We start from the raw sequence: 18,493 nt of genomic DNA on the forward strand, positions 1-18,493 counted from the left end.
GTCACGCGGTGCTCGGGCGGTATCCGGCGTCGACCTGGAGCGCGGCACCGGTGACCGAGCGGGCGTCGTCCGAGGCCAGGTAGGCGAAGGCCGCCGCGACCTCCTGCGGATCGATCATCCGGCCGAGCGCCGTCCTGGCCGCGTACCTCGCCTCCAGGCCGTCGTCCGCCGCGCCCGCCGCCGCGAAGATCGCGGTCTTCGCCGGACCCGGCACGACCGCGTTGACCCGCACCCCGTCGGGGCCGTACGCGAGGGCGAGCGAACGGGTCAGGTGCACCACGGCCGCCTTGGCCAGCCCGTACGCCGGGGCGCCGGGGGTGGGCCACAGCGCCGCCGCCGAGGCCGTGTTCAGGATGACGCCACCGCCGCGTGGCCGCATGGTCGCAAGGGCCGCGCGGCAGCCGTACCAGACCCCGGCCACGCAGATCCGCCACAGGCGCTCGAAGTCCTCGTCCGCGCCGTCGGCGTCGATCGGGCCGCCGGCGATGACGCCGGCGTTGTTCACCGCGATGTCGCACCGGCCGAAACGGTCCACGGCCGCCGTGAAGACGGCCTCCACCTGCTCGGCGCTGCCGACGTCGGTGCGCTGGAACACCACCCGCTCTCCCGAGGGGTCGATCTCGGCGGCGACGGCGGCGGCAGACTCGGCGAGGTCGGCGAGCACCACCGAGGCGCCCTCGGCGAAGAAGCGCTCGACCGTGGCGCGTCCGATGCCCGAGCCGCCGCCGGTGACCACGGCCGTACGACCGTCCAGCCGCCCGCTCACGGCGCCGGTCACAGGGCCGGTCACAGGGCCGGTCGCGGTGCCGGTCACAGGGCCGGTCGCGGAGCCTGCCATGGGGTCGGTCACGACGCACCGCCCGACGGGCGCAGGTGCTTGTCCAGGAAGGCCTCGGCGATCTCGGCTGTGGTGTCCGTCAGCGGTCCCATCGGCCCGCCGTGGCCGCCCTCCGGCGGCAGGTGCAGCTCCTTCGGCTCCCCGGCCCGTGCGTACACGGCCCGGGAGTGGTCGGCGGAGATCACCGTGTCGTCGACCGGAGTGATCAGGCACAGCGCGCGCGGCGCGATGGCGGGCGCGAGGCTCTCCGGCGAGAAGTCCAGCGCCAGCCGGACGTTCTCCAGCGGGTATCCCTCGGGGTAGACCGACTGGATGAACGCGGCCTCGGCGTCGAGGGCCGGGCTCGGCGGCAGCGGCATCAACACCGACAGCGGCACCCGCTCCCCCACCCCGGTACGCGCACCCTCCGCGCCGTCCCCTCCGGACCCGTTGCGCGCCCGCTCCGCGTCGTCGCGATCCAGCCGCGCCAGCAGCGCGGGCAGGTCCGCCCCGTGCAGTTCCTCCAGCCAGCGCCGCCCGTCGGCGAGCGGGACCAGCGAGAGGCACGCCTTCAGCCGCTCGTCGGCGGCCGCGGCGGCGACCGCGATCGCCCCGCCGAAGCTGGCGCCCATCACGCCCAGCGCCGAGCCGTCGATCTCCGGCCGTCCGGCCAGGTAGGTCGCGGCGGCGGAGACGTCGCGTACCTGCTCGGCCGGGTCGCAACGCAGCCGGACACCCTCGCTGTCGCCGAAACCGCGGTGGTCGATGGCGAGGACGGCGTACCCGCGCTGGGCGAGCCGCCCGGCGAGCGGCAGCACGCGGAAGTTCACCGCGCCGCTCCAGCCGTGGCTCGCGACGAGGGCCGGTACCGCCCCGGCCCGCTCCCTCGGCGTCACCAGGACGCCGCGCAACCGCAGGCCGTCGCTCCGGAAGTGGACGATCTCGGCGTCGACCTCGGGGCCGCCGGAGAGGTTGAGCTGGATGCCGTCGTCTGCCGACACGATCACGTGGCAGGACCCCCGTTCGGATGGTTCCGGTACTCGGCTGGTTCCGGTACTCGGCGCCACGTAACGCGACCCCCCATTACCCGCCGCGTTACGCCGTGCGCGGGTGCGACCGGGTGCTCTCGACCCGGTGTAGTGAGGGCGGGAGAAAGGAGCCCGGCATGGGCAAGGGACCGCTGCCGATCGAGGCGGACGAACTGTACGACTACCTGCTGACGCGCAAGAGCCTGCACCTGGCCACGCTGAACCCCGACGGCTCGCCGCACCTGGCCACGATGTGGTTCGGCCTGATCGACCATGACATCGTGATGTGGACCCAGCGGAGCTCGGTGAAGGCGCGCAACCTGCGGAACGACCCCCGGATCACCTGCCTGGTGGAGTCCGGCGACGACTACTCCGAGCTGAAGGGCCTGACCGTGTCGGGCCGGGTGGACCTCGTCGAGGACGACGAGTCCATGCTGCGCATCGGCGAGGCGATCATCTCGCGCAACTACCCCGAGCCCGGCAGGCCCGACTACCGGAAGATGGCGCTGTCGGGCCTGCGGGTCGGCATCGTGGTCCGCCCCGAGCACTGGTCGAGCTGGGACTTCGCCCGAACGGCAAAGCGCCGCTAGGACCCGCCGCGGCCCTGTCCGGCAGGGCGGCTCAGGACGGCTGAGCGCGGTTCAGTGCTGCTCAGGGCTGGTCGGCCAACCGGGAACGCTCGGTCGCGGGCCACCCGGCGACCAGTGCGCCACTCGGCCGGCCTGGACCGCTCGGCCGACCGGGGACGCCCTGCCGCAGGGCCGCTCCCACCCCAGGGCCGCTCGGGCGGCCGAGGTCGCCCGACCGCGAAGCCACTCAGCCCCTCGGGGCCGGGTCCGTCGCGAGGGCGGGCAGCAACTCGCCGAGTACGGCGGCCCCGTGCCGGTCCGACTCGTCAAGCGGGTGCAGGATCAGGTCGGTGACACCCAGCCCGGCCAGTTCGGCCAGTTGCTCGGCACAGGACTCGACGTCCCCGTAGACGGTGGCCTCCCTGCCGTGCTCGGGGCTTCCGTAGAAGGCGGAGAACCAGGCGTCGACCGTCCGCTCGGCCCGGGAGCGCCGCGGTTCGACGAGCAGGTACACCCGCTTGGCCACGGCCAGGGTCTCCCTGGCCCGCCCCTCCTCGGCGAGGACCTCGTCCAGCCGGGCGGCCAGCTCGGCGAACCGCGCGGTGGGCTGCCGTCCGGCCGCGACCCAGCCCGATCCGAGCCGCGCCGCCCGGCGCAGCGCGGGGACCGACCCGCCGCCGACCCAGAGCGGGGGCGGCGCGACCGGGCGCGGGCTGATCCCGACCCCGGTGAAGGGCCAGATCGGGCCTTCGTGGTCGACCTCGTCCTCGGTCCAGAGCCGGCGCACCGCGACGAGGAACTCGTCCAGCACCGCCCCCGGCCCCCAGTCGTCCAGTCGCAGCGAGGGGAACAGTCGGCGGTCGCCGCTGCCGACCCCGACGACCAACCGGCCGTCACCGCCGAGCCGGTCGAGGCTCGCCAGTTCCTTGGCCGCGGTGATCGGGTTGCGCCCCGGGGCGACCAGCACCGCGACCCCCAGCCGCACCCGTGAGGTGTGCGCCGCGGCGAAGCCGAGCATGCCGACCGGCTCCGGCGTCGGCGTCCGGCCCGCGAGCTGGTCCAGGGTCCACAGCGCGTCGACCGGCGAGGCGTCGGCCTCGCGCAGCCAGGTCGCGATCTCCTTGGGGGCGGTGCCGGCGGCGAAGCGCAGCGGCAGGTTGAGCCCGATCCGCGGTCGTGCAACGGCGGACACTCGTGCCTCCTCGGCGACGGCGTCTCGCCGTCGCGAAACGGTGGCGGCCAGCGTGTCCGGGCGCACGTTACCCCCGACGTTACGAACCGCGTCCGTAACTTCGGGGTGAACGGCGGCAGACAAAGATCACAATCACCGAGCAGGAGGGACAAGCATGGCAGTCGAACGGTTCCCGGTCGAGGGGGGCCACATCATGATGTTCGCGCGGGCCATAGGCGACCTCGACCCCGCCTACCACGGCGCGATGACCGGTACTCCCGCGATCGCCCCGCCGACCTTCGTCTGGGCGGCCGACCACTACGACCCCGACAGCGCGGTCCGCCCGAAGCCGGGCGAGCCGTGGGTCGGGTCGGGGAGCACGCCGTCGGGGACCGGCGGCCCCGAGTCGGCCGACCTCGGCCTGCACGCCGAGCAGCGGTTCGAGTATCACCGGCCTGTGCGCGAGGGCGACGTGCTGAGCGCGGTGGACCGCCCCGGCCGTACCTGGACCAAGGAGGGCCGGCGCGGCGGTGCGCTCACCTTCGCCGAGCGGATCACCGAGTACCGCGACCAGAACGGCGAACCGGTCGTCACCTCGACCCTGGTGACGGTGCGAACCGCCCGTCCGGTCGGAGCGGGCGAATGAGCGCCGTCCCCCCCGCCGCCGCGAACAGCGCGGTGGACCTCACGCTGGACGTCGCGGTGGGCCAGACCAGGGAGCTGACGCTGGTCAGGGACCTCACCCGGACCAGGATCGTCCAGTACGCGGGCGCGTCCGGCGACTTCAACCCGGTGCACACCGACGAGCGGTTCGCGGTGGAGGCCGCCGGTTACCCGTCGGTGTTCGCGCACGGCATGCTCACGATGGGGATGGCCGGCCGGGTGATCACCGAGTGGTTCGGTCCCGAGTCGCCGCTCCGGTACGAGGCACGGTTCCGCACCCCGGTCTTCCCCGGCGCGACACTGACCGCGCGGGCCGAGGTCGAGTCGGTGGACGGCTCGGCGGGAACGGCCACGGTCACGCTTGCCGTGACCGACCAGCACGGCGCGGTCGTGATGACGGGCACCGCCGTGGTACGCACATCCGCCGGTGGCGCCGGCTCCGAGGACAAGTGACGGCCGCCGCACCGCGCGCCGACGAAGGAGAGGAAACGTCATGCCTGATGGGAACGAACTGATCGGCCGCGTCGGCTTCGGAAGCGGCACGATGATCGCGCAGGGGTACGGCGCGGTGGACGAGGAGTCCGCCCGGGGCGCCGTCGACGCCGCGTACACGGCCGGGGTGCGGTTCTTCGACACCGCGCACTTCTACGGCTCGGGCCGGTCGGAGGCGATCGTCGGCGAGATGCTGGAGGGCCGGCGCGAGGAGGTCCGGCTGTGCACCAAGGGAGGCGTGCGCTACAGCGACCCGACGAACCTGCTCACCCTGGTCTGCGACTCCTCCTACGACGCGCTGCGCCGGTTCATGGACGAGTCGCTGACCCGGCTGCGCACCGACCAGGTCGATGTGTACCTGCTGCACCAGTTCGACCCGGCGCTCACCCCCGAGCAGCAGATGGAGAACCTGCAGCGGCTCAAGGACGAGGGCCTCGTCCGCGACGTCGGCTTCTGCAACTTCGGCGCCGAGGCGAGCCGGCGGGCCCTCGCCACCGGCATCCCGTCCGCGGTCGAGTACAGCTTCAGCCTGCTCGACCACCGCTACCTGACCGAGCTGTCGGACGCCGGGGCGCGCGGCGGGCTGCGCGTCACCTACGGCTCGTACGTGCACGGTCTGCTGTCGGAGGACTTCCGCCCCGACCACGAGTTCGAGCCGGAGGACTGGCGCGGCCGCAGCCGGCGCGAGGGCCGCTCGGGGACGTCGGGCAACGTGTTCTTCGCCGGGGACGCCTTCGCCGCCAACGTCGCGATCGCCGGGCGGCTGCGGGAGCTGGCCGGGTCGCTGGGCCTCTCGCTGGCCGCGTTCACCCTCGCCCTGACCGTGCGGGAGCCGTACTCGGACATCGCGCTGTTCGGCTGCCGCAACGCGTCCGAGGTGGCGGACGGGCTGAGCGGCCTCGCGGTGGAGCTCGACGAGGAGGTGCTCGCCCGGGTGGCGGAGATCCTGTCGGCCGCCGACCGGCCCACCGAGAACCTGCTGGGTCGGTGAATCGGCCGATCCGCCCTGATTCGACCACTGCCGTCCGCGAATCGGCCAGGTCCGTCCCTAATCGACCGTTGCCGTTCGCGAATCGGCCAGGTCCGTCCTGAACCGTTCGCGAATCGGCCAGGTCCGTCCTGAATCGCCGGTTGCCGTCCCCGAGTTCGTCGTGAATCGGCCGTCGCCGTCCGCAAATCGGCCAGGTCTGTCCTGATTCGACCGTTGCCGTCTGTGACCCCGCGACTCCGCCCGCCCAACGTAACGCGCACGTTAACGAGACCTCCGCAGTATCTGGTCCTGCCGGCGCTTCGCCGTCACGTCCCAGGTGGCTCCCCGCAGCGGAGCCGGCGATATGAGAGGTTCACATGCGAAAGAGCAAACTCGGAATAGCTGTTCTCGGGATAGCCATGCTGGCGACGGCGTGCGGCTCCGGCGGTGACGAGGGAAGCACCGCGCAGTCGGGCGGCCTGCCCGCCACCATCAAGATCGGTGTTCCGCTGGACGTCAGCGGCGCCGCGGGCATCGCCGGTGTGGGGACCAGCGAGCGCGACGGCGTACGACTCGCGACCAAGGAGATCAACGACACCGGTTTCCTGGGCAGCTCGAAGATCGAGCTGGTGGAGATCGACACGAAGGCGGACAAGCAGGAGGCCGTGCAGGCGGTGCTCAAGCTCGCCTCCGACCAGGTCGACGCGGTCGTCGGCTTCACCCTCACCCCGTCGTTCCTCGCCGCGGGACCGCAACTGCAGCAGAACGGCATCCCGACCATGGCGGTCGGCCTCTCCTCGGGCGGCGTCACCGAGATCGGCGACTACATGTTCCGTCTCTATCCCGACATGGCCAACGTGATGCCCCCGGCCGACAAGGAGTTCGCCGCCGCGTTCGGCGACCTCAAGACCGCGGCGTACCTGTACCAGAGCGACTCCGAGGCGGCCAAGAACGTCATCGGCAAGCGCCAGGAGGCACTGGAGCAGGCAGGTCTCCAGACCTTGGGCACCGAGACCTTCGTCGGCACCGACACCGACGTGCGCGCCCAGCTGACCAAGCTCAAGCAGCTGAACCCCGACGTGCTGGTCACCATGCCGCTGCCCGGCATGATGAGCACGATCTACCTGCAGCTCGACGAGATCGGCTTCGACAAGCAGGTGTTCATGGCGCCGGACGTCAGCGACGCCACCATGGAGCAGGCCGGCGAGGCCATGCAGTGCTTCGTGTACGTGACGGCCTGGAACGGCCAGAGCAGTGAGGGCAACAACAGCCACTTCCTGGATTACTGGAAGCAGAACGGCGCGCAGCGCTCCGCCACCGTCTTCGAGGCGGCCGGTTACGCGTCGCTGTGGTCGATGGCGCACGCCTTCAAGAACGCCGGCAGCAACGACAAGAAGGCCGTCCGGGACGCGCTGGCGGCCCTGAGCGACCTCGACACCCCGTTCGGCAAGATCGGCTTCACCCAGAACCGGGCCGCCGACGTCAAGGGCACCAAGCTCCAGATCGTGGACAGCAAGATCACCCTGTTCGACGAGCAGAAGTCCCCCGGCTGCAAGGCCTGACCCGCGCCACCCGCCCTGACGCCCAGACCGACCCGACCGCCCAGACCGACCCGCCGCCCCGGCACGCCGCACCACGGTGTGCCGGGGCGTCGTCGTCGGCGGGTGCCCCCACCACCCGTCACCCCCGCCGCCCATCACCCTCGCCCATCGCCCCTGCCGCCCATCCCGGAGGAAACCTCGCGATGACCTTCAAAATCGACCACCTCGTCCACGCCAACGTGGTCTGCAGCGACTTCGACCGGTCGCTCGACTTCTACACCCGCCTGCTCGGCGCCCGGGTCCTCGGGCAGCCGTTCGAGTTCGACGCCGGAGACGACTTCCGTACGATCCTGGACGTCACCGGACCGGTCCGCTGCAAGGCGGCCCTGCTCAGCTGGAGCTCCCGGGACACCGACACCTATCTGGACCTGCTGCACTTCACCGACGACGGCGGCGCACCGGCGCCGCGCACGGCCAAGGACGCGGGGCTCGCCCGCCTGGGGCTGCGGGTCGAGGACATGGACACCACGATGGCCTGGATCACCGAGCACGGCATCCCCGTGGTCGGCGGGCCGGTCACGCTCGTCCCCATGCCGGGCCGCGAGCGGCGCGTGGTCACCATCCTCGACCCCGACGGGACGCTGCTGAACCTGATGGAGTTCTCCGGCCCCTCCGCACCCCCGGCCGGGAGCGGGCGCGGATGACCGGCGCCGCCGCCCCGCGCGGGACACCGATAACGGCCGCGACCATACCCCCGCCGGGCTCTCCCGCTCACGTAACGCCGGTGTTAACGAGGAAACGCAACGCTGGCCCCGATCTCGTCACACCGCGGACAGCCAGGGCCGGGGCCACGAGAGGGAACGGAGGACGGTGTGCAACAGACCATTAACGGCTTGGCCTTGGGGAGTACCTACGCCCTGTTGGGCGTGGGCGTCACCCTGGTCTGGGGTGTTCTCAACCTCCTCAACTTCGCCCATGCGCAGATCCTGACCTGGGGCACCTTCGCCGCCCTGGCCTCGCTGCGCCTGGGCGTCCCCGTACCGGTCGCGATCCTGGTGGGCATGGTGGCGGCCGGTGTGCTGTCGGTGCTGATCGACCTGGTCGTCCTCGCACCGCTGCGCGGTCGCAAGGCACCGGAGTTCTCCTTCGTGGTCGCGACGATCGGCGTCTCGCTGGTGCTCACCACGGTGCTGCGCACCTACACCGACGCGCAGACCGAGGCGTTCCCCCGGCAGGGTTTCCCGGTCGGCGCCTTCGAGTTCGCCGGCCAGAACGTGCCCCGGCTCCAGGTGGTCATGTTCGTGATCGCGGTGGTGGCGATGGTGGGCCTCGCGTACTGGCTGAACCGGACCAAGTCCGGCCGGTCCGTCCGCGCGGTGGCCCACGACCGGGAGACCGCCGAGCTGCTCGGTGTGAACAGCCAGCTCGTCTTCTCGATCTGTTTCTTCGTCGCCGGCGCGCTCGCCGCGGTGGCGGGCATCTTCGTCGCCGCGTCGGCGGCGCAGGTGTCGTACTCGTCCGGCGACGGGCTGCTGCTCATCGCCTTCGCGGTGATCATCCTCGGCGGCATGGGCTCGGTGAAGGGCGCGATCATCGGCGGTCTCGTCCTCGGCGTGGTCGAGGTCTACGCCACCACCTACGTCTCCAGCTCGTTCAGGGAGATCATCGCGTTCGCCGTCATCCTCGCGATGCTGGTCGCGCGGCCGTCCGGGTTCTTCGGCAAGAAGGAGGCCGCCCGTGTTTGAGTGGCTCGAACCGCTCCAGCTGTTCCGGCTGGACACCGCGCTCATCCTCACCCTGCTCGTGATCAGCGTGCACATCACGTTCCGGGTCGGCATCATGTCGCTCGCCCCGATGGGGTTCGCCGCGGTCGGCGGCTACACCGCGGCCCTCATCGCGACCAAGTCCGAGCTGCCGTTCGCGATCGGCCTGCTCGCCGCCACGGTGCTGGCGGGCATGATCGGCGCGCTGTTCGCCCCGCCGGTGCTGCGGTTGCGCGGCATCTACATGGCCCTGGGCAGCCTGGCCCTCGCCCAGGCCATCGTGGTGCTGATCCGGATCAACGACTACACCAACGGTCCGAACGGCATCGCCGGCATCCCGGTCGAGGTCAGGACCGAGCACCTGGTCGTCGCGCTGCTGGTGGCGTTCGTACTGCTTGAGCTCAGCCACCGCTCCTACTTCGGCCGGGCCGCCAAGGCGGTACGGCTGGACGAGCGCACCGCGGAGGGCATGGGGGTGAACGTGTTCCGCGTCCGGTTCGTGAGCTTCACCGCGGCCGCCGCCGTCGCCGGGTGCGCGGGTGCCCTGGAGGCGCACCGCACCACGGTGATCAGCCCCGACCAGTACGGCTTCGCCACGCTGGTCATCGTGTTCACCTACGTGCTGGTGGGCGGCAACGGGCACTGGGCGGGGCCGATCCTGGTCACCTGGGGGCTCACGATCCTGCGCGACTCGCTGCACTTCGCGGGTTCCAACTGGGAGGACGTCATCTACGGCGTACTGCTCGTCGTGATCCTGCTGGTCGCGCCGAACGGCCTGTCCGACCGCTCGCTCTACCGGGGCCTGCGGCGCCGCTGGCGCGGCAGACGGGACCAGCCCGCGCCCACCGTCCAAGATCCTGCCGAGAAGGTGGCGAGCCGATGACCGCGCTGCTGGAGTTGTCCGGAGTCAGCAAGCATTTCGGCGGCATGAAGGCCGTGAACGACGTCTCGTTCTCCGTGGGAGAGGGCGCCATCTACGGCCTGATCGGCCCCAACGGCGCGGGTAAGACCACGGTGGTCAACCTGATCAGCGGCTACCTGAAGCCCACCGCCGGGCGGATCACCCTCGCCGGGTCCGATCTCGCCGACCTGCGCCCGCACCGGCTCGCCGCCGCGGGCATCGCCCGCACCTACCAGAACCTGAAGCTCTTCGACGAGAGCACCGTTCTGGAGAACGTGCTGATCGGCCGGCATCTGTCCTTCAAGGGCCGCCGCTGGCAGCTCGGCCGGGTGCGCAGGCGTGAGGAGGCCGAGCAGCACGAGGTGGCGCGGCGGCTGATCGACCGGGTCGGCCTCACCTCGGTGATCGACGTGGACGTGGCCGAGCTCTCCTACGGCATGCGGCGACGGGTCGAGATCGCCAGGGCGATGGCCACCGAGCCTCGGCTGCTGCTGCTCGACGAGCCGACCGCCGGAATGAACCGGGCCGAGTCCGACGACATCGGACGGCTCATCCAGATGATCAATGACGAGGGCGTGACCGTGCTGCTCGTCGACCACAACGTGCGACTGGTCACCGAGGTCTGCCACCGGGTCGTCGTCCTGGACTGGGGCAGCGTGCTCACCGAGGCCGGCCCGCACGAGGTGTGGCAGGACGAGCGGGTCAAGACGGCCTACCTCGGCGTCAAGGAACGTCGCACAGCGGACACCGTGGAGGCACCGGATGCTGGTCGTTGATTCCCTGGTCACCCGTTACGGCGCCGTCGAAGCGCTGCACGGGGTGAGCCTGGAGGTCGGTGCGGGCGAGGCCGTGGCCCTGGTCGGGCCGAACGGCGCGGGCAAGACGACCCTGCTGCGCACGATCTCCGGTCTGGTACGGCCGACGGCCGGGACCGTGACGATCGACGGCAGGGCGACCGGGCGCCGCGCCGCCTACCGGGTCGCCCGGCTGGGCGTCAGCCACGTGCCCGAGGGCCGGGCGATCCTGTCCCCCCTCACCGTGAAGGACAACCTGCTCATGGGCGGCAGCCGGCTGCCCGGCTCCGAGGCCGGCGAGCGGATGGACGAGATGATCGAACTGTTCCCGGTGCTGGGGCGGCGGATCGACTCCCTCGGCGGCGTGCTGTCCGGCGGCGAGCAGCAGATGCTCGCGATCGCGCGCGGGCTGATGGCCCGCCCGCGGTTGCTCATGATCGACGAGCCGTCGATGGGGCTCGCCCCGCGCATCGTGGGCGACGTGCTGGACGCGCTGCACCGGGTGGTCGCCACCGGCACCGCGGTGCTGGTGGCGGAACAGAACGTGGGCCTCGCGCTGGAGGTGGCCGACCGGGCGTACGTGATGGTGGTCGGGGACATCGTGGCGTCCGGGCGCAGCAAGGACATGGACGAGAACAGCCTGCTGGAGACCTACCTGGCCTGAGGCTTTCCCGTCTTTCCGACGTCCCGGTGGTCCGGCCTCCCCCGGCCCGGACCACCGGGGCTCTCTCTACAGGCGTTCGATGATCGTGACGTTCGCCTGGCCGCCGCCCTCGCACATCGTCTGCAGCCCGTACCTGCCGCCCGTACGCTCCAGCCGGTTGAGCATCGTCGTCATCAGCCGCGCGCCGGTCGCCCCGAGCGGGTGGCCGAGCGCGATCGCCCCACCGTCCGGGTTCACCTTCGCCGGGTCGAACCCGGTCTCCTTCAGCCAGGCGAGCACCACCGGCGCGAACGCCTCGTTGATCTCCACGGTGTCGATGTCGTCAGGGGTGAGCCCGGTCCGCTCCAGTGCCCGCCTGGTCGCCGGGATCGGCGCCGAGAGCATCATCAGCGGGTCGTCGCCCATCACCGTCATGTGGTGAACGCGCGCCCGCGGCGTCAGCCCCAGATGCCTCACCGCGCGCTCCCCGGCGATCAGCAGGGCGGCCGAGCCGTCGCTGATCTGGCTGGCGCAGGCGGCGGTGATCCGGCCGTCGGGCAGCAGGGTGGGCAGCGACCTGATCTTCTCCCAGTCGGGCTCGCGCGGGCCGTTGTCGGCGGACAGGCCGCCCAGCGGCGCGATCTCCGGCTCGAACAGCCTCTCGGCGTTCGCGCGCAGCGCACGGGTGTGCGACTCGACCGCGAACCGCTCCATTTCGTCGCGCGAGATGTCCCAGTGTGTCGCCATCATCTCGGCGCCCCGGAACTGGCTCACCTCCCCCTTCCCGAACCGGCTCGTCCACCCCTCGGAGGTGGAGAACGGGTCCTCGAACCCGAGTGCCCTACCGGAGTCGGCCGCCGACATCAGCGGCACCATGCTCATGTTCTGCACGCCGCCGGCCACGACCAGGTCCATCGTGCCGCTCATCACGGCCTGGGCGGCGAAGTGCACGGCCTGCTGCGCCGAACCGCACTGCCGGTCGACGGTGACCCCCGGCACGTGGGCCGGGAAGCCCGCCGCCAGCCAGCAGGTGCGGGCGATGTCGAAGGACTGCGGGCCGACCGAGTCCACGTTGCCGAACACCACGTCGTCGACGAGCCCGGGGTCCACCCCTGCTCGCTCGATCAACGCGCGGATGGCGTGCGCTCCCAGGTCTGCCGGATGGATCGTGCTCAGCGGCCCGCCGCGCCTGCTCACCGGAGTGCGGACGGCGTCGATGATGAATGCTTCAGCCATGCCGCCGACCGTACGGACGGAACGTTAACCGGCCGTGCGCCACCGGATCGGGCGGCGTTACCCCGCCCCTGTCCCCGTACGGCCGGATCGGCTGCTCGAACGTCCCGCGCCCTCGCGCGTGCGCGTCGTCGACCGCGTCACGCCCTCGTCCTCGCCCGGCCGGGCGAGGGTCAGATGACGGACCGCGCGGCGAGGTCGGCGATCTCCTCCGGCGAGCGGCCCAGCTCGGCCAGTACGTCGGCCGTGTGCCGCCCCAGCTCGGGCACCGGGTCCATCCGCGGCTCGGCCCCGTCCAGGGAGATCGGCGGCAACAGTGCCCGGATGGGGCCACCGGGTGTGCCGACGTCCCGCCATCGGTCACGCTCGCGCAGCACCGGGTGGTCCAGGAAGTCGGCCACCGTGTTCACCCCGGCGTTCGCGACCCCGGCCTGGTCGAGCAGTTCGGCGGCGTCGGCGCCGTCCAGCTCGGCGAAGCGCGCGTCGACGATGGCCTCCAGCGCGTCCCGGTCGGCCACCCGCAGCGTGTTGGTGGCGAAACGCGGGTCGGTCGCGAGCTCGGGATCCTTGAGGAACACCGCGCAGAACCGGATCCACTCGGCCTCGTTCTGGATGGAGAGCAGCACGGTCCGCCCGTCGCGGGCGGTGAACGGTCCGTACGGGGCGATGGTGGCGTGCCGGGCACCGGCACGCGGCTGCTGGCGCCCGCTGCCCGCGGTGTAGTTGGCGGGCTGCCCCATCCACTCGGCGAGCGCCTCGAACAGCGACACCTCCAGCGTGGCCCCCCGCCCGGTGACCTGCCGCTGGTACAGGGCCGTCAGCACCGCGCCGAAGCCGTACATCCCGGCGGCGATGTCGGCCACCGAGACGCCGACCCTGGCGGGCTCGTCCGCCGACCCGGTCAGCGAGACCAGACCGGCCTCGCACTGGACCAGCAGGTCGTACGCCTTGCGCCCGGCCCACGGTCCGTCACCGCCCCACCCGGTGATGCCGAGCACGATCTTGCGTGGGTCCCGCTCCCTGACGGCGGCGGCGGCGAGCCCGAGCCGGTCGGCGGCGCCGGGGCCGAGGTTCTGGACGAGCACGTCGGCCCGGTCCACCAGCTCGTGCAGAATCTCCCTGCCGTGCGGGGACTTCACGTCCAGGGTGACCGACTCCTTCGAGCGGTTCAGCCAGACGAAGTAGCTGGACTGGCCGTGCACCGACTCGTCGTAGCGACGGGCGAAGTCGCCGGAGCCCGGTCGCTCGATCTTGATCACGCGGGCGCCGAGGTCGGCGAGCTGGCGGGTCGCGAACGGCGCGGCGACCGCGTGTTCCAACGTCACGACGGTGATCCCGGTCAGCGGCAGCACGGCTCCCCCTCGGTTGATCAATATAAAATATAGAGTTTTACTCTAGGGCATCAGGGTGATCAGGCTTTACTCGGGTATGCCTTCTGATCAGCCGATTCATGACCGAGGGCGTGAACGGAGAGAAAATATCCTATGAGGTCCCTGACGGGGTCTCATCGTCCGCGGCCTGCCGATCGAACTGCCTGGCCAGCAGGTCGCCGGAGTTCACGATGTGATCGTGCATCGCCCTGCGCGCGGCCTCCGCGTCCCCGGCCCGCAGCCCCGCCAGGATCCCGGCGTGGTCGTGCAGGGTCGCCTCGGGCCAGCCCTCGATCGCGGAGTAGAAGCGGGTGGGAATGTAGCGGCCGGTCAGGCCGAGCACCCAGGTGATCTTTCTGGCGCCCGCCACCAGGTTGATGTGCCGGTGGAAGGCGTGGTTCCTCTCCTCAAGCAGAGTCAGGTCCTTGCGGTGCGCCGCGGCCAGCAGCTCGTGGTGCAGCGCTTCCAACTCGGCCAGATCCTCCGGCGTCGCCCGTACCGCGGCGCGGGCCGCGAGCTCGCCCGAGATCAGCGCGTGCGCCTCGAACAGGTCGCGGACGTCCTGACCGGTGAGCGGCGCGACCTGGAAGCCGCGCCGGGGCAGCAACTGCAGGAAGCCCTCCACCCGGAGCACGTGCAGCGCCTCGCGGGCCGGCGTCGCGGAGATGCCCAGCGCCTGGCCCACCGCCTCCGGCCGGACCGAGTCGCCAGGACGCCACCGGCCCGACATGATCATGCTGCGGATGTAGGAGGCGGCCGCGTCGCTGAGCTGGGGGCGGTCCGCCTCGGAGGTCCGGGGCGCCCCGTCCGTCGGGGCCGTTCTCGCGCCCCCGGTCACTCTGCCGCTCATCGCACGACCTCTCGCCTCGATCGGGGCTTCTTCCCGGCGTCCCACCTGCGCCGACGATCCTAGGTGGATACGAAGGGCCGCGACACGGCCTCGACGAGCGGACGCTAGACGGGCCGGGGCACGGAGGCCCACGCGGGAAGGGTGAACCACCGGGGCACGGCGCGGCGCAGCGCCTCCGGCCCCTGCACCTCGACCTCGTGCAGGCGCAGCGCGTCCGGCCAGCTCAGCTCGCCGCGCCAGACCTCGACCATGCTGCGCACACCGGCGGTCACCGTCACGGTCACGGCGTGGCCGGGGTCCGTGTCGCAGACGTCCACCTCGTCGCTTGTGATCACAATCCACCAGCGCCGACTTTTGGGCGGAACGTCCGGGAAGCGGAACTCGATGACCGTCCGCCCGTCGGGAACGACGCTCCGGTCGACGTTGCGGTGCATGTCCCACAGCAGCAGCTTCGGGTCGAGGTCCTCGTCGCCCAGCTCACCGATCCAGCGGATGCCCCATGCGGCGAGCGCCTCGACCACCGGTCGCAGCTCGTGGCCGGCCGGGGTGAGAACGTAGCGCACGTCGTTGTTCTTGACGTGCCTCTCCACGATGCCGGCGCGGATGAGCTGGTGCAGCCGTCGGGAAAGCAGCGTGGGGGACATGCGCGGCAGGCCGCGACGCAGTTCGTTGAAACGCTCGGTCCCGCACACCAGTTCCCGGATGACGAGCAGCGTCCATCGTTCGTCGAGCAGTTCGACGGCCTTGGCAACCGGGCAGAACTGGTGATACGAGGAGCCCATACCTCGGAGTCTAGATTCAGCCGCCACAAACGCCAGGGGGCGACGACGGAGGGCGGCGGGGACAGCACCGGACGGCAGTACAGATCGTGTACTGGATGGCGAATCCAGCACTCCCTACCGTCGATTCCAGTCCACCGCGGATCACGACGAGGGAGCAGCGCGATGACGCCACAGAACGACCCACTAGAGGCCGACCGTGCCCTGAAGGCCAGGCACCGCGACATGTGGGCGCTGGGTGACTATCCCGCGGTCGCCGCCGAGATCATCCCCGATCTGGGCGCGATCCTGGTCGAGGCCTGCGGGGTGGGACGCGGCGACCGTGTGCTGGACGTGGCCGCCGGATCGGGGAACGCAGCCATTCCCGCCGCGCTCGCCGGGGCGAGCGTGGTGGCCGGCGACCTCACCCCGGAACTCCTGGAGGCCGGACGCGCCCTGGCGACGCGGCGCGGCGCGACGGTCGAGTGGCGGCAGGCCGACGCGGAGGCCCTGCCGTACGCCGACGGCGAGTTCGACACGGTCATGTCCTGTGTCGGGGTCATGTTCTCTCCCGACCACCGGGCCAGTGCGGGCGAGCTGATCCGGGTCTGCCGCCCGGGCGGCACGATCGGCCTGCTCAACTGGACGCCGCAGGGGTTCATCGGTCAGATGTTCGCGGCGATGAAGCCGTACGCACCCCCGCCCCCGCCCGGCGCGCAGCCCCCTCCGCTGTGGGGCGACGAGGATCACGTCCGCGCGCTGCTCGGCGACGCGGTCACCGACGTCGTCACGCGCCGGCGGACGGTCACGATCGACCGGTTCGCTCACCCCGGCGCGTTCGTCGACTACTTCAAGGCCAACTACGGCCCGACCATCGCCGTCTACCGAGGGCTGGCCGGGGATCCCGACCGAGTCGCCGCCCTGGACCAGGCTCTCACCGAACTGGCACGCGGCCATCTCCAGGGGGAGGAGAAAACGGTGATGGAATGGGAGTATCTCCTGCTCACCGCCCGCAAACGCGACTGACGAACTCTGCTTCTCCGTGTGGGGAGCGAACCGGGAGCCGATCGTCGGCGGTCAGGTCGTCGTTCGCTCCTTCGGATCGGTCAGGCCGGTCATGACCAGGTCGGCGAGCTGCCGGTACGCCTCGGCGGCGTCGAGGCCGGTGCTCGACTGGATGGTCCCGCGCTGGATCGCGCCCATGATCTCGGCCGCGACGGCCCCCACGAACGACGCGTGCACCGGGCGCAGCGCACCCGCCCGCACTCCCTCGGTCACCAGGGCCTGTACCCGCCTGGCCGCGTACCGGGTGTTCTCCTGATACACGTCGTTGGCCGGGCCGAAGTCGGCCACGTCGGCGAAGAACCTGGCCGAGGCCGGTTGGAGCTCCGAGGCGACGGCCTCCAGATAGATCACCAGTCGTCGCGCCGGGTCGTCGGAGGCCGCGACCCGGGCCTCGATGCGTTCCGCCGTGTGCTTGAAGAACGAGCGCACGGCCGCGACGACGATCTGCTCCTTGCTCGGCGCCACGGCGTACAGGGTGGTTCTCGAACACCTCAGCCGTTCCGCCAGGTCCCCGATGCCGAACGAGGAGAATCCCTCACTCAGGAACAGCTCTCGAAGCTGGACCAGCGTCTCCTCGCGGCGCATGCGAGCCTTCCCCGGAATCGGCATGAGGCCGACTCTACGGCAGAGTACCGAAACTGATACCGTAGTACTCATATCGGTTTCTGGAGGATCACATGCCCGCGTCACGTGTCATGCCCACCAGCGAGAGCGCCGACCTGATCACCCTCGTCCGAGACCTCGCCGCCAAGGAACTCCTGCCCAGGGCCGCCCAGGCCGAGGCCGACGAGGAGTTCCCTCGCGAGGTCTTCAGGACCCTCGGCGCCGTCGGCCTCCTCGGTCTCCCCTACCCCGAGGAGTACGGTGGCGCGGGTCAGCCGTACGAGGTGTACCTGCAGGTGCTCGAGGAGATCGCGGCGGTCTGGTCGAGCGTCGGTGTCGGCGTCAGCGTGCACGCCCTGTCGTGCTTCGGGCTCGTCAGGTTCGGCACCGAGGAACAGCGGCGAGAGTGGCTGCCGGACATGCTCGGCGGCGACCTGCTCGGCGCGTACAGCCTGAGCGAGGCACACGCGGGCTCCGATCCCGCCGCGATGAGCACCCGCGCCGTACGGGACGGCGACGACTACGTGCTCGACGGCGCGAAGGCGTGGACGACCCACGGCGGGCACGCCGACTTCTACCAGGTGATGGCGCGGACCTCCGACGACCGCAAGGGCATCTCCTGCTTCCTCGTCCCCGCCGACGCCGAGGGCCTGAGCGCCGACCCGCCCGAGCGCAAGATGGGCCTGACCGGATCGGCGACCGCGACCATACGCCTGGACCACGTCCGCGTTCCCGCCGGGCGCAGGATCGGCGCGGAGGGCGACGGCCTCAAGATCGCACTGGCCGGCCTCGACTCCGGCCGGCTGGGCATCGCGGCGGTCGCCACCGGGCTGGCCCAGGGGGCGCTCGACCAGGCCGTGGCGTACGCGAAGGAGCGGCAGACCTTCGGCAAGCCGATCATCGAGCACCAGGGCCTCGCGTTCCTGCTCGCCGACATGGAGGCGGCCGTCCAGAGCGCCCGCGCGACGACGCTGCACGCCGCGCGTCTGAAGGACCGAGGGCTCCCGTTCAGCCGGGAGGCCTCCATCGCCAAGATGGTCGCCACCGACAACGCCATGAAGGTCACCACCGACGCCGTTCAGGTCCTCGGCGGCTACGGCTACACCCGGGACTTCCCGGTCGAGCGCTACATGCGCGAGGCGAAGGTCATGCAGATCTTCGAGGGCACCAACCAGATCCAGCGCCTGGTCATCGGCCGCGCGCTCGCCGGGAACCCCGGGGGAACGATCACCACCGCCGACGGGGAGCGGAGCTGAAGCAGA

20 protein-coding genes are annotated in these 18,493 nt (G+C 71.3%); 12 read left to right on the forward strand and 8 right to left on the reverse strand.

What is annotated here, in order from left to right; genetic code table 11:
- Position 1: 1 nt before the first annotated feature.
- Together AB0B96_RS04640 and AB0B96_RS04645 are read right to left on the reverse strand one after the other, a co-directional pair.
- Positions 2-850 (reverse strand): SDR family oxidoreductase, encoded by an 849-nt coding sequence (locus tag AB0B96_RS04640; RefSeq protein ID WP_362896517.1) that lies wholly within the window; start codon positions 848-850, stop codon positions 2-4.
- On the reverse strand, positions 847-1,824 hold the full coding sequence (locus AB0B96_RS04645; RefSeq protein ID WP_362896519.1) for an alpha/beta fold hydrolase: 978 nt from the start codon (positions 1,822-1,824) through the stop codon (positions 847-849). Before AB0B96_RS04645 ends, AB0B96_RS04640 begins: the two co-directional genes overlap by 4 nt.
- A gap of 158 nt (positions 1,825-1,982) precedes the next feature.
- Here AB0B96_RS04645 and AB0B96_RS04650 point away from each other — a divergent pair, with 158 nt between their 5' ends.
- Positions 1,983-2,435, forward strand: a complete 453-nt coding sequence (locus tag AB0B96_RS04650) for a TIGR03618 family F420-dependent PPOX class oxidoreductase (protein WP_362896521.1) — start codon at positions 1,983-1,985, stop codon at positions 2,433-2,435.
- Positions 2,436-2,661: 226 nt separating this feature from the next.
- Here the strand turns inward: AB0B96_RS04650 and AB0B96_RS04655 are convergent, their stop codons facing one another.
- Entirely contained in the window at positions 2,662-3,606 is a 945-nt protein-coding gene (locus AB0B96_RS04655; RefSeq protein WP_362896523.1) for an LLM class flavin-dependent oxidoreductase, read from the reverse strand.
- Positions 3,607-3,760: 154 nt separating this feature from the next.
- On the opposite strand from AB0B96_RS04655, the gene AB0B96_RS04660 reads away from it, so the two are divergent.
- The 9 genes from AB0B96_RS04660 to AB0B96_RS04700 all read left to right on the forward strand — a co-directional run bounded on the left by AB0B96_RS04660 (position 3,761) and on the right by AB0B96_RS04700 (position 11,373).
- A complete protein-coding gene (locus tag AB0B96_RS04660) occupies positions 3,761-4,231 on the forward strand; it encodes a MaoC family dehydratase N-terminal domain-containing protein (RefSeq protein WP_362896525.1) in 471 nt (156 codons plus the stop codon).
- A complete protein-coding gene (locus AB0B96_RS04665) occupies positions 4,228-4,701 on the forward strand; it encodes a MaoC/PaaZ C-terminal domain-containing protein (RefSeq protein WP_362896527.1) in 474 nt (157 codons plus the stop codon). The genes AB0B96_RS04660 and AB0B96_RS04665 overlap by 4 nt, the downstream gene beginning before the upstream one ends.
- A 40-nt stretch (positions 4,702-4,741) precedes the next feature.
- Complete coding sequence (locus tag AB0B96_RS04670) at positions 4,742-5,731, forward strand: aldo/keto reductase (protein ID WP_350942938.1); 990 nt, start codon at positions 4,742-4,744, stop codon at positions 5,729-5,731.
- Between the two features lie 356 nt (positions 5,732-6,087).
- Complete coding sequence (locus AB0B96_RS04675; RefSeq protein ID WP_350942937.1) at positions 6,088-7,272, forward strand: ABC transporter substrate-binding protein; 1,185 nt, start codon at positions 6,088-6,090, stop codon at positions 7,270-7,272.
- Between the two features lie 182 nt (positions 7,273-7,454).
- A complete protein-coding gene (locus AB0B96_RS04680; RefSeq protein ID WP_362896530.1) occupies positions 7,455-7,955 on the forward strand; it encodes a VOC family protein in 501 nt (166 codons plus the stop codon).
- A gap of 189 nt (positions 7,956-8,144) precedes the next feature.
- A complete protein-coding gene (locus tag AB0B96_RS04685; RefSeq protein WP_350942934.1) occupies positions 8,145-8,996 on the forward strand; it encodes a branched-chain amino acid ABC transporter permease in 852 nt (283 codons plus the stop codon).
- Positions 8,989-9,897, forward strand: coding sequence for a branched-chain amino acid ABC transporter permease (locus AB0B96_RS04690; RefSeq protein ID WP_350942933.1), 909 nt, complete (start codon positions 8,989-8,991; stop codon positions 9,895-9,897). Before AB0B96_RS04685 ends, AB0B96_RS04690 begins: the two co-directional genes overlap by 8 nt.
- Positions 9,894-10,691, forward strand: coding sequence for an ABC transporter ATP-binding protein (locus AB0B96_RS04695; RefSeq protein ID WP_350942932.1), 798 nt, complete (start codon positions 9,894-9,896; stop codon positions 10,689-10,691). The genes AB0B96_RS04690 and AB0B96_RS04695 overlap by 4 nt, the downstream gene beginning before the upstream one ends.
- Complete coding sequence (locus AB0B96_RS04700; protein ID WP_362896533.1) at positions 10,678-11,373, forward strand: ABC transporter ATP-binding protein; 696 nt, start codon at positions 10,678-10,680, stop codon at positions 11,371-11,373. Before AB0B96_RS04695 ends, AB0B96_RS04700 begins: the two co-directional genes overlap by 14 nt.
- Positions 11,374-11,439: 66 nt before the next feature.
- On the opposite strand, the gene AB0B96_RS04705 is transcribed toward AB0B96_RS04700, so the two are convergent.
- The 4 genes from AB0B96_RS04705 to AB0B96_RS04720 all read right to left on the reverse strand — a co-directional run bounded on the left by AB0B96_RS04705 (position 11,440) and on the right by AB0B96_RS04720 (position 15,587).
- Positions 11,440-12,588 (reverse strand): acetyl-CoA C-acetyltransferase, encoded by a 1,149-nt coding sequence (locus tag AB0B96_RS04705; protein WP_362896535.1) that lies wholly within the window; start codon positions 12,586-12,588, stop codon positions 11,440-11,442.
- A gap of 170 nt (positions 12,589-12,758) precedes the next feature.
- Complete coding sequence (locus AB0B96_RS04710; protein WP_350942927.1) at positions 12,759-13,937, reverse strand: CaiB/BaiF CoA-transferase family protein; 1,179 nt, start codon at positions 13,935-13,937, stop codon at positions 12,759-12,761.
- A 130-nt stretch (positions 13,938-14,067) separates the two neighbouring features.
- The gene (locus tag AB0B96_RS04715) at positions 14,068-14,805 is read right to left on the reverse strand and encodes a GntR family transcriptional regulator (protein WP_362896537.1); all 738 of its coding nucleotides are present in this window, start codon (positions 14,803-14,805) and stop codon (positions 14,068-14,070) included.
- Between the two features lie 104 nt (positions 14,806-14,909).
- The gene (locus tag AB0B96_RS04720; RefSeq protein WP_362896539.1) at positions 14,910-15,587 is read right to left on the reverse strand and encodes a helix-turn-helix domain-containing protein; all 678 of its coding nucleotides are present in this window, start codon (positions 15,585-15,587) and stop codon (positions 14,910-14,912) included.
- A 162-nt stretch (positions 15,588-15,749) separates the two neighbouring features.
- Between AB0B96_RS04720 and AB0B96_RS04725 the strand changes: the two genes are divergently transcribed.
- Positions 15,750-16,589, forward strand: a complete 840-nt coding sequence (locus tag AB0B96_RS04725) for a class I SAM-dependent methyltransferase (RefSeq protein ID WP_362896541.1) — start codon at positions 15,750-15,752, stop codon at positions 16,587-16,589.
- 51 nt (positions 16,590-16,640) lie between these two features.
- Here the strand turns inward: AB0B96_RS04725 and AB0B96_RS04730 are convergent, their stop codons facing one another.
- Positions 16,641-17,237 (reverse strand): TetR/AcrR family transcriptional regulator, encoded by a 597-nt coding sequence (locus AB0B96_RS04730; RefSeq protein WP_350942923.1) that lies wholly within the window; start codon positions 17,235-17,237, stop codon positions 16,641-16,643.
- Positions 17,238-17,305: 68 nt separating this feature from the next.
- Between AB0B96_RS04730 and AB0B96_RS04735 the strand changes: the two genes are divergently transcribed.
- Positions 17,306-18,487 (forward strand): acyl-CoA dehydrogenase family protein, encoded by a 1,182-nt coding sequence (locus AB0B96_RS04735; protein ID WP_362896543.1) that lies wholly within the window; start codon positions 17,306-17,308, stop codon positions 18,485-18,487.
- Positions 18,488-18,493: the final 6 nt, after the last annotated feature.

This window comes from Streptosporangium sp. NPDC049046, from assembly GCF_040649155.1.
GTDB lineage: Bacteria > Actinomycetota > Actinomycetes > Streptosporangiales > Streptosporangiaceae > Streptosporangium.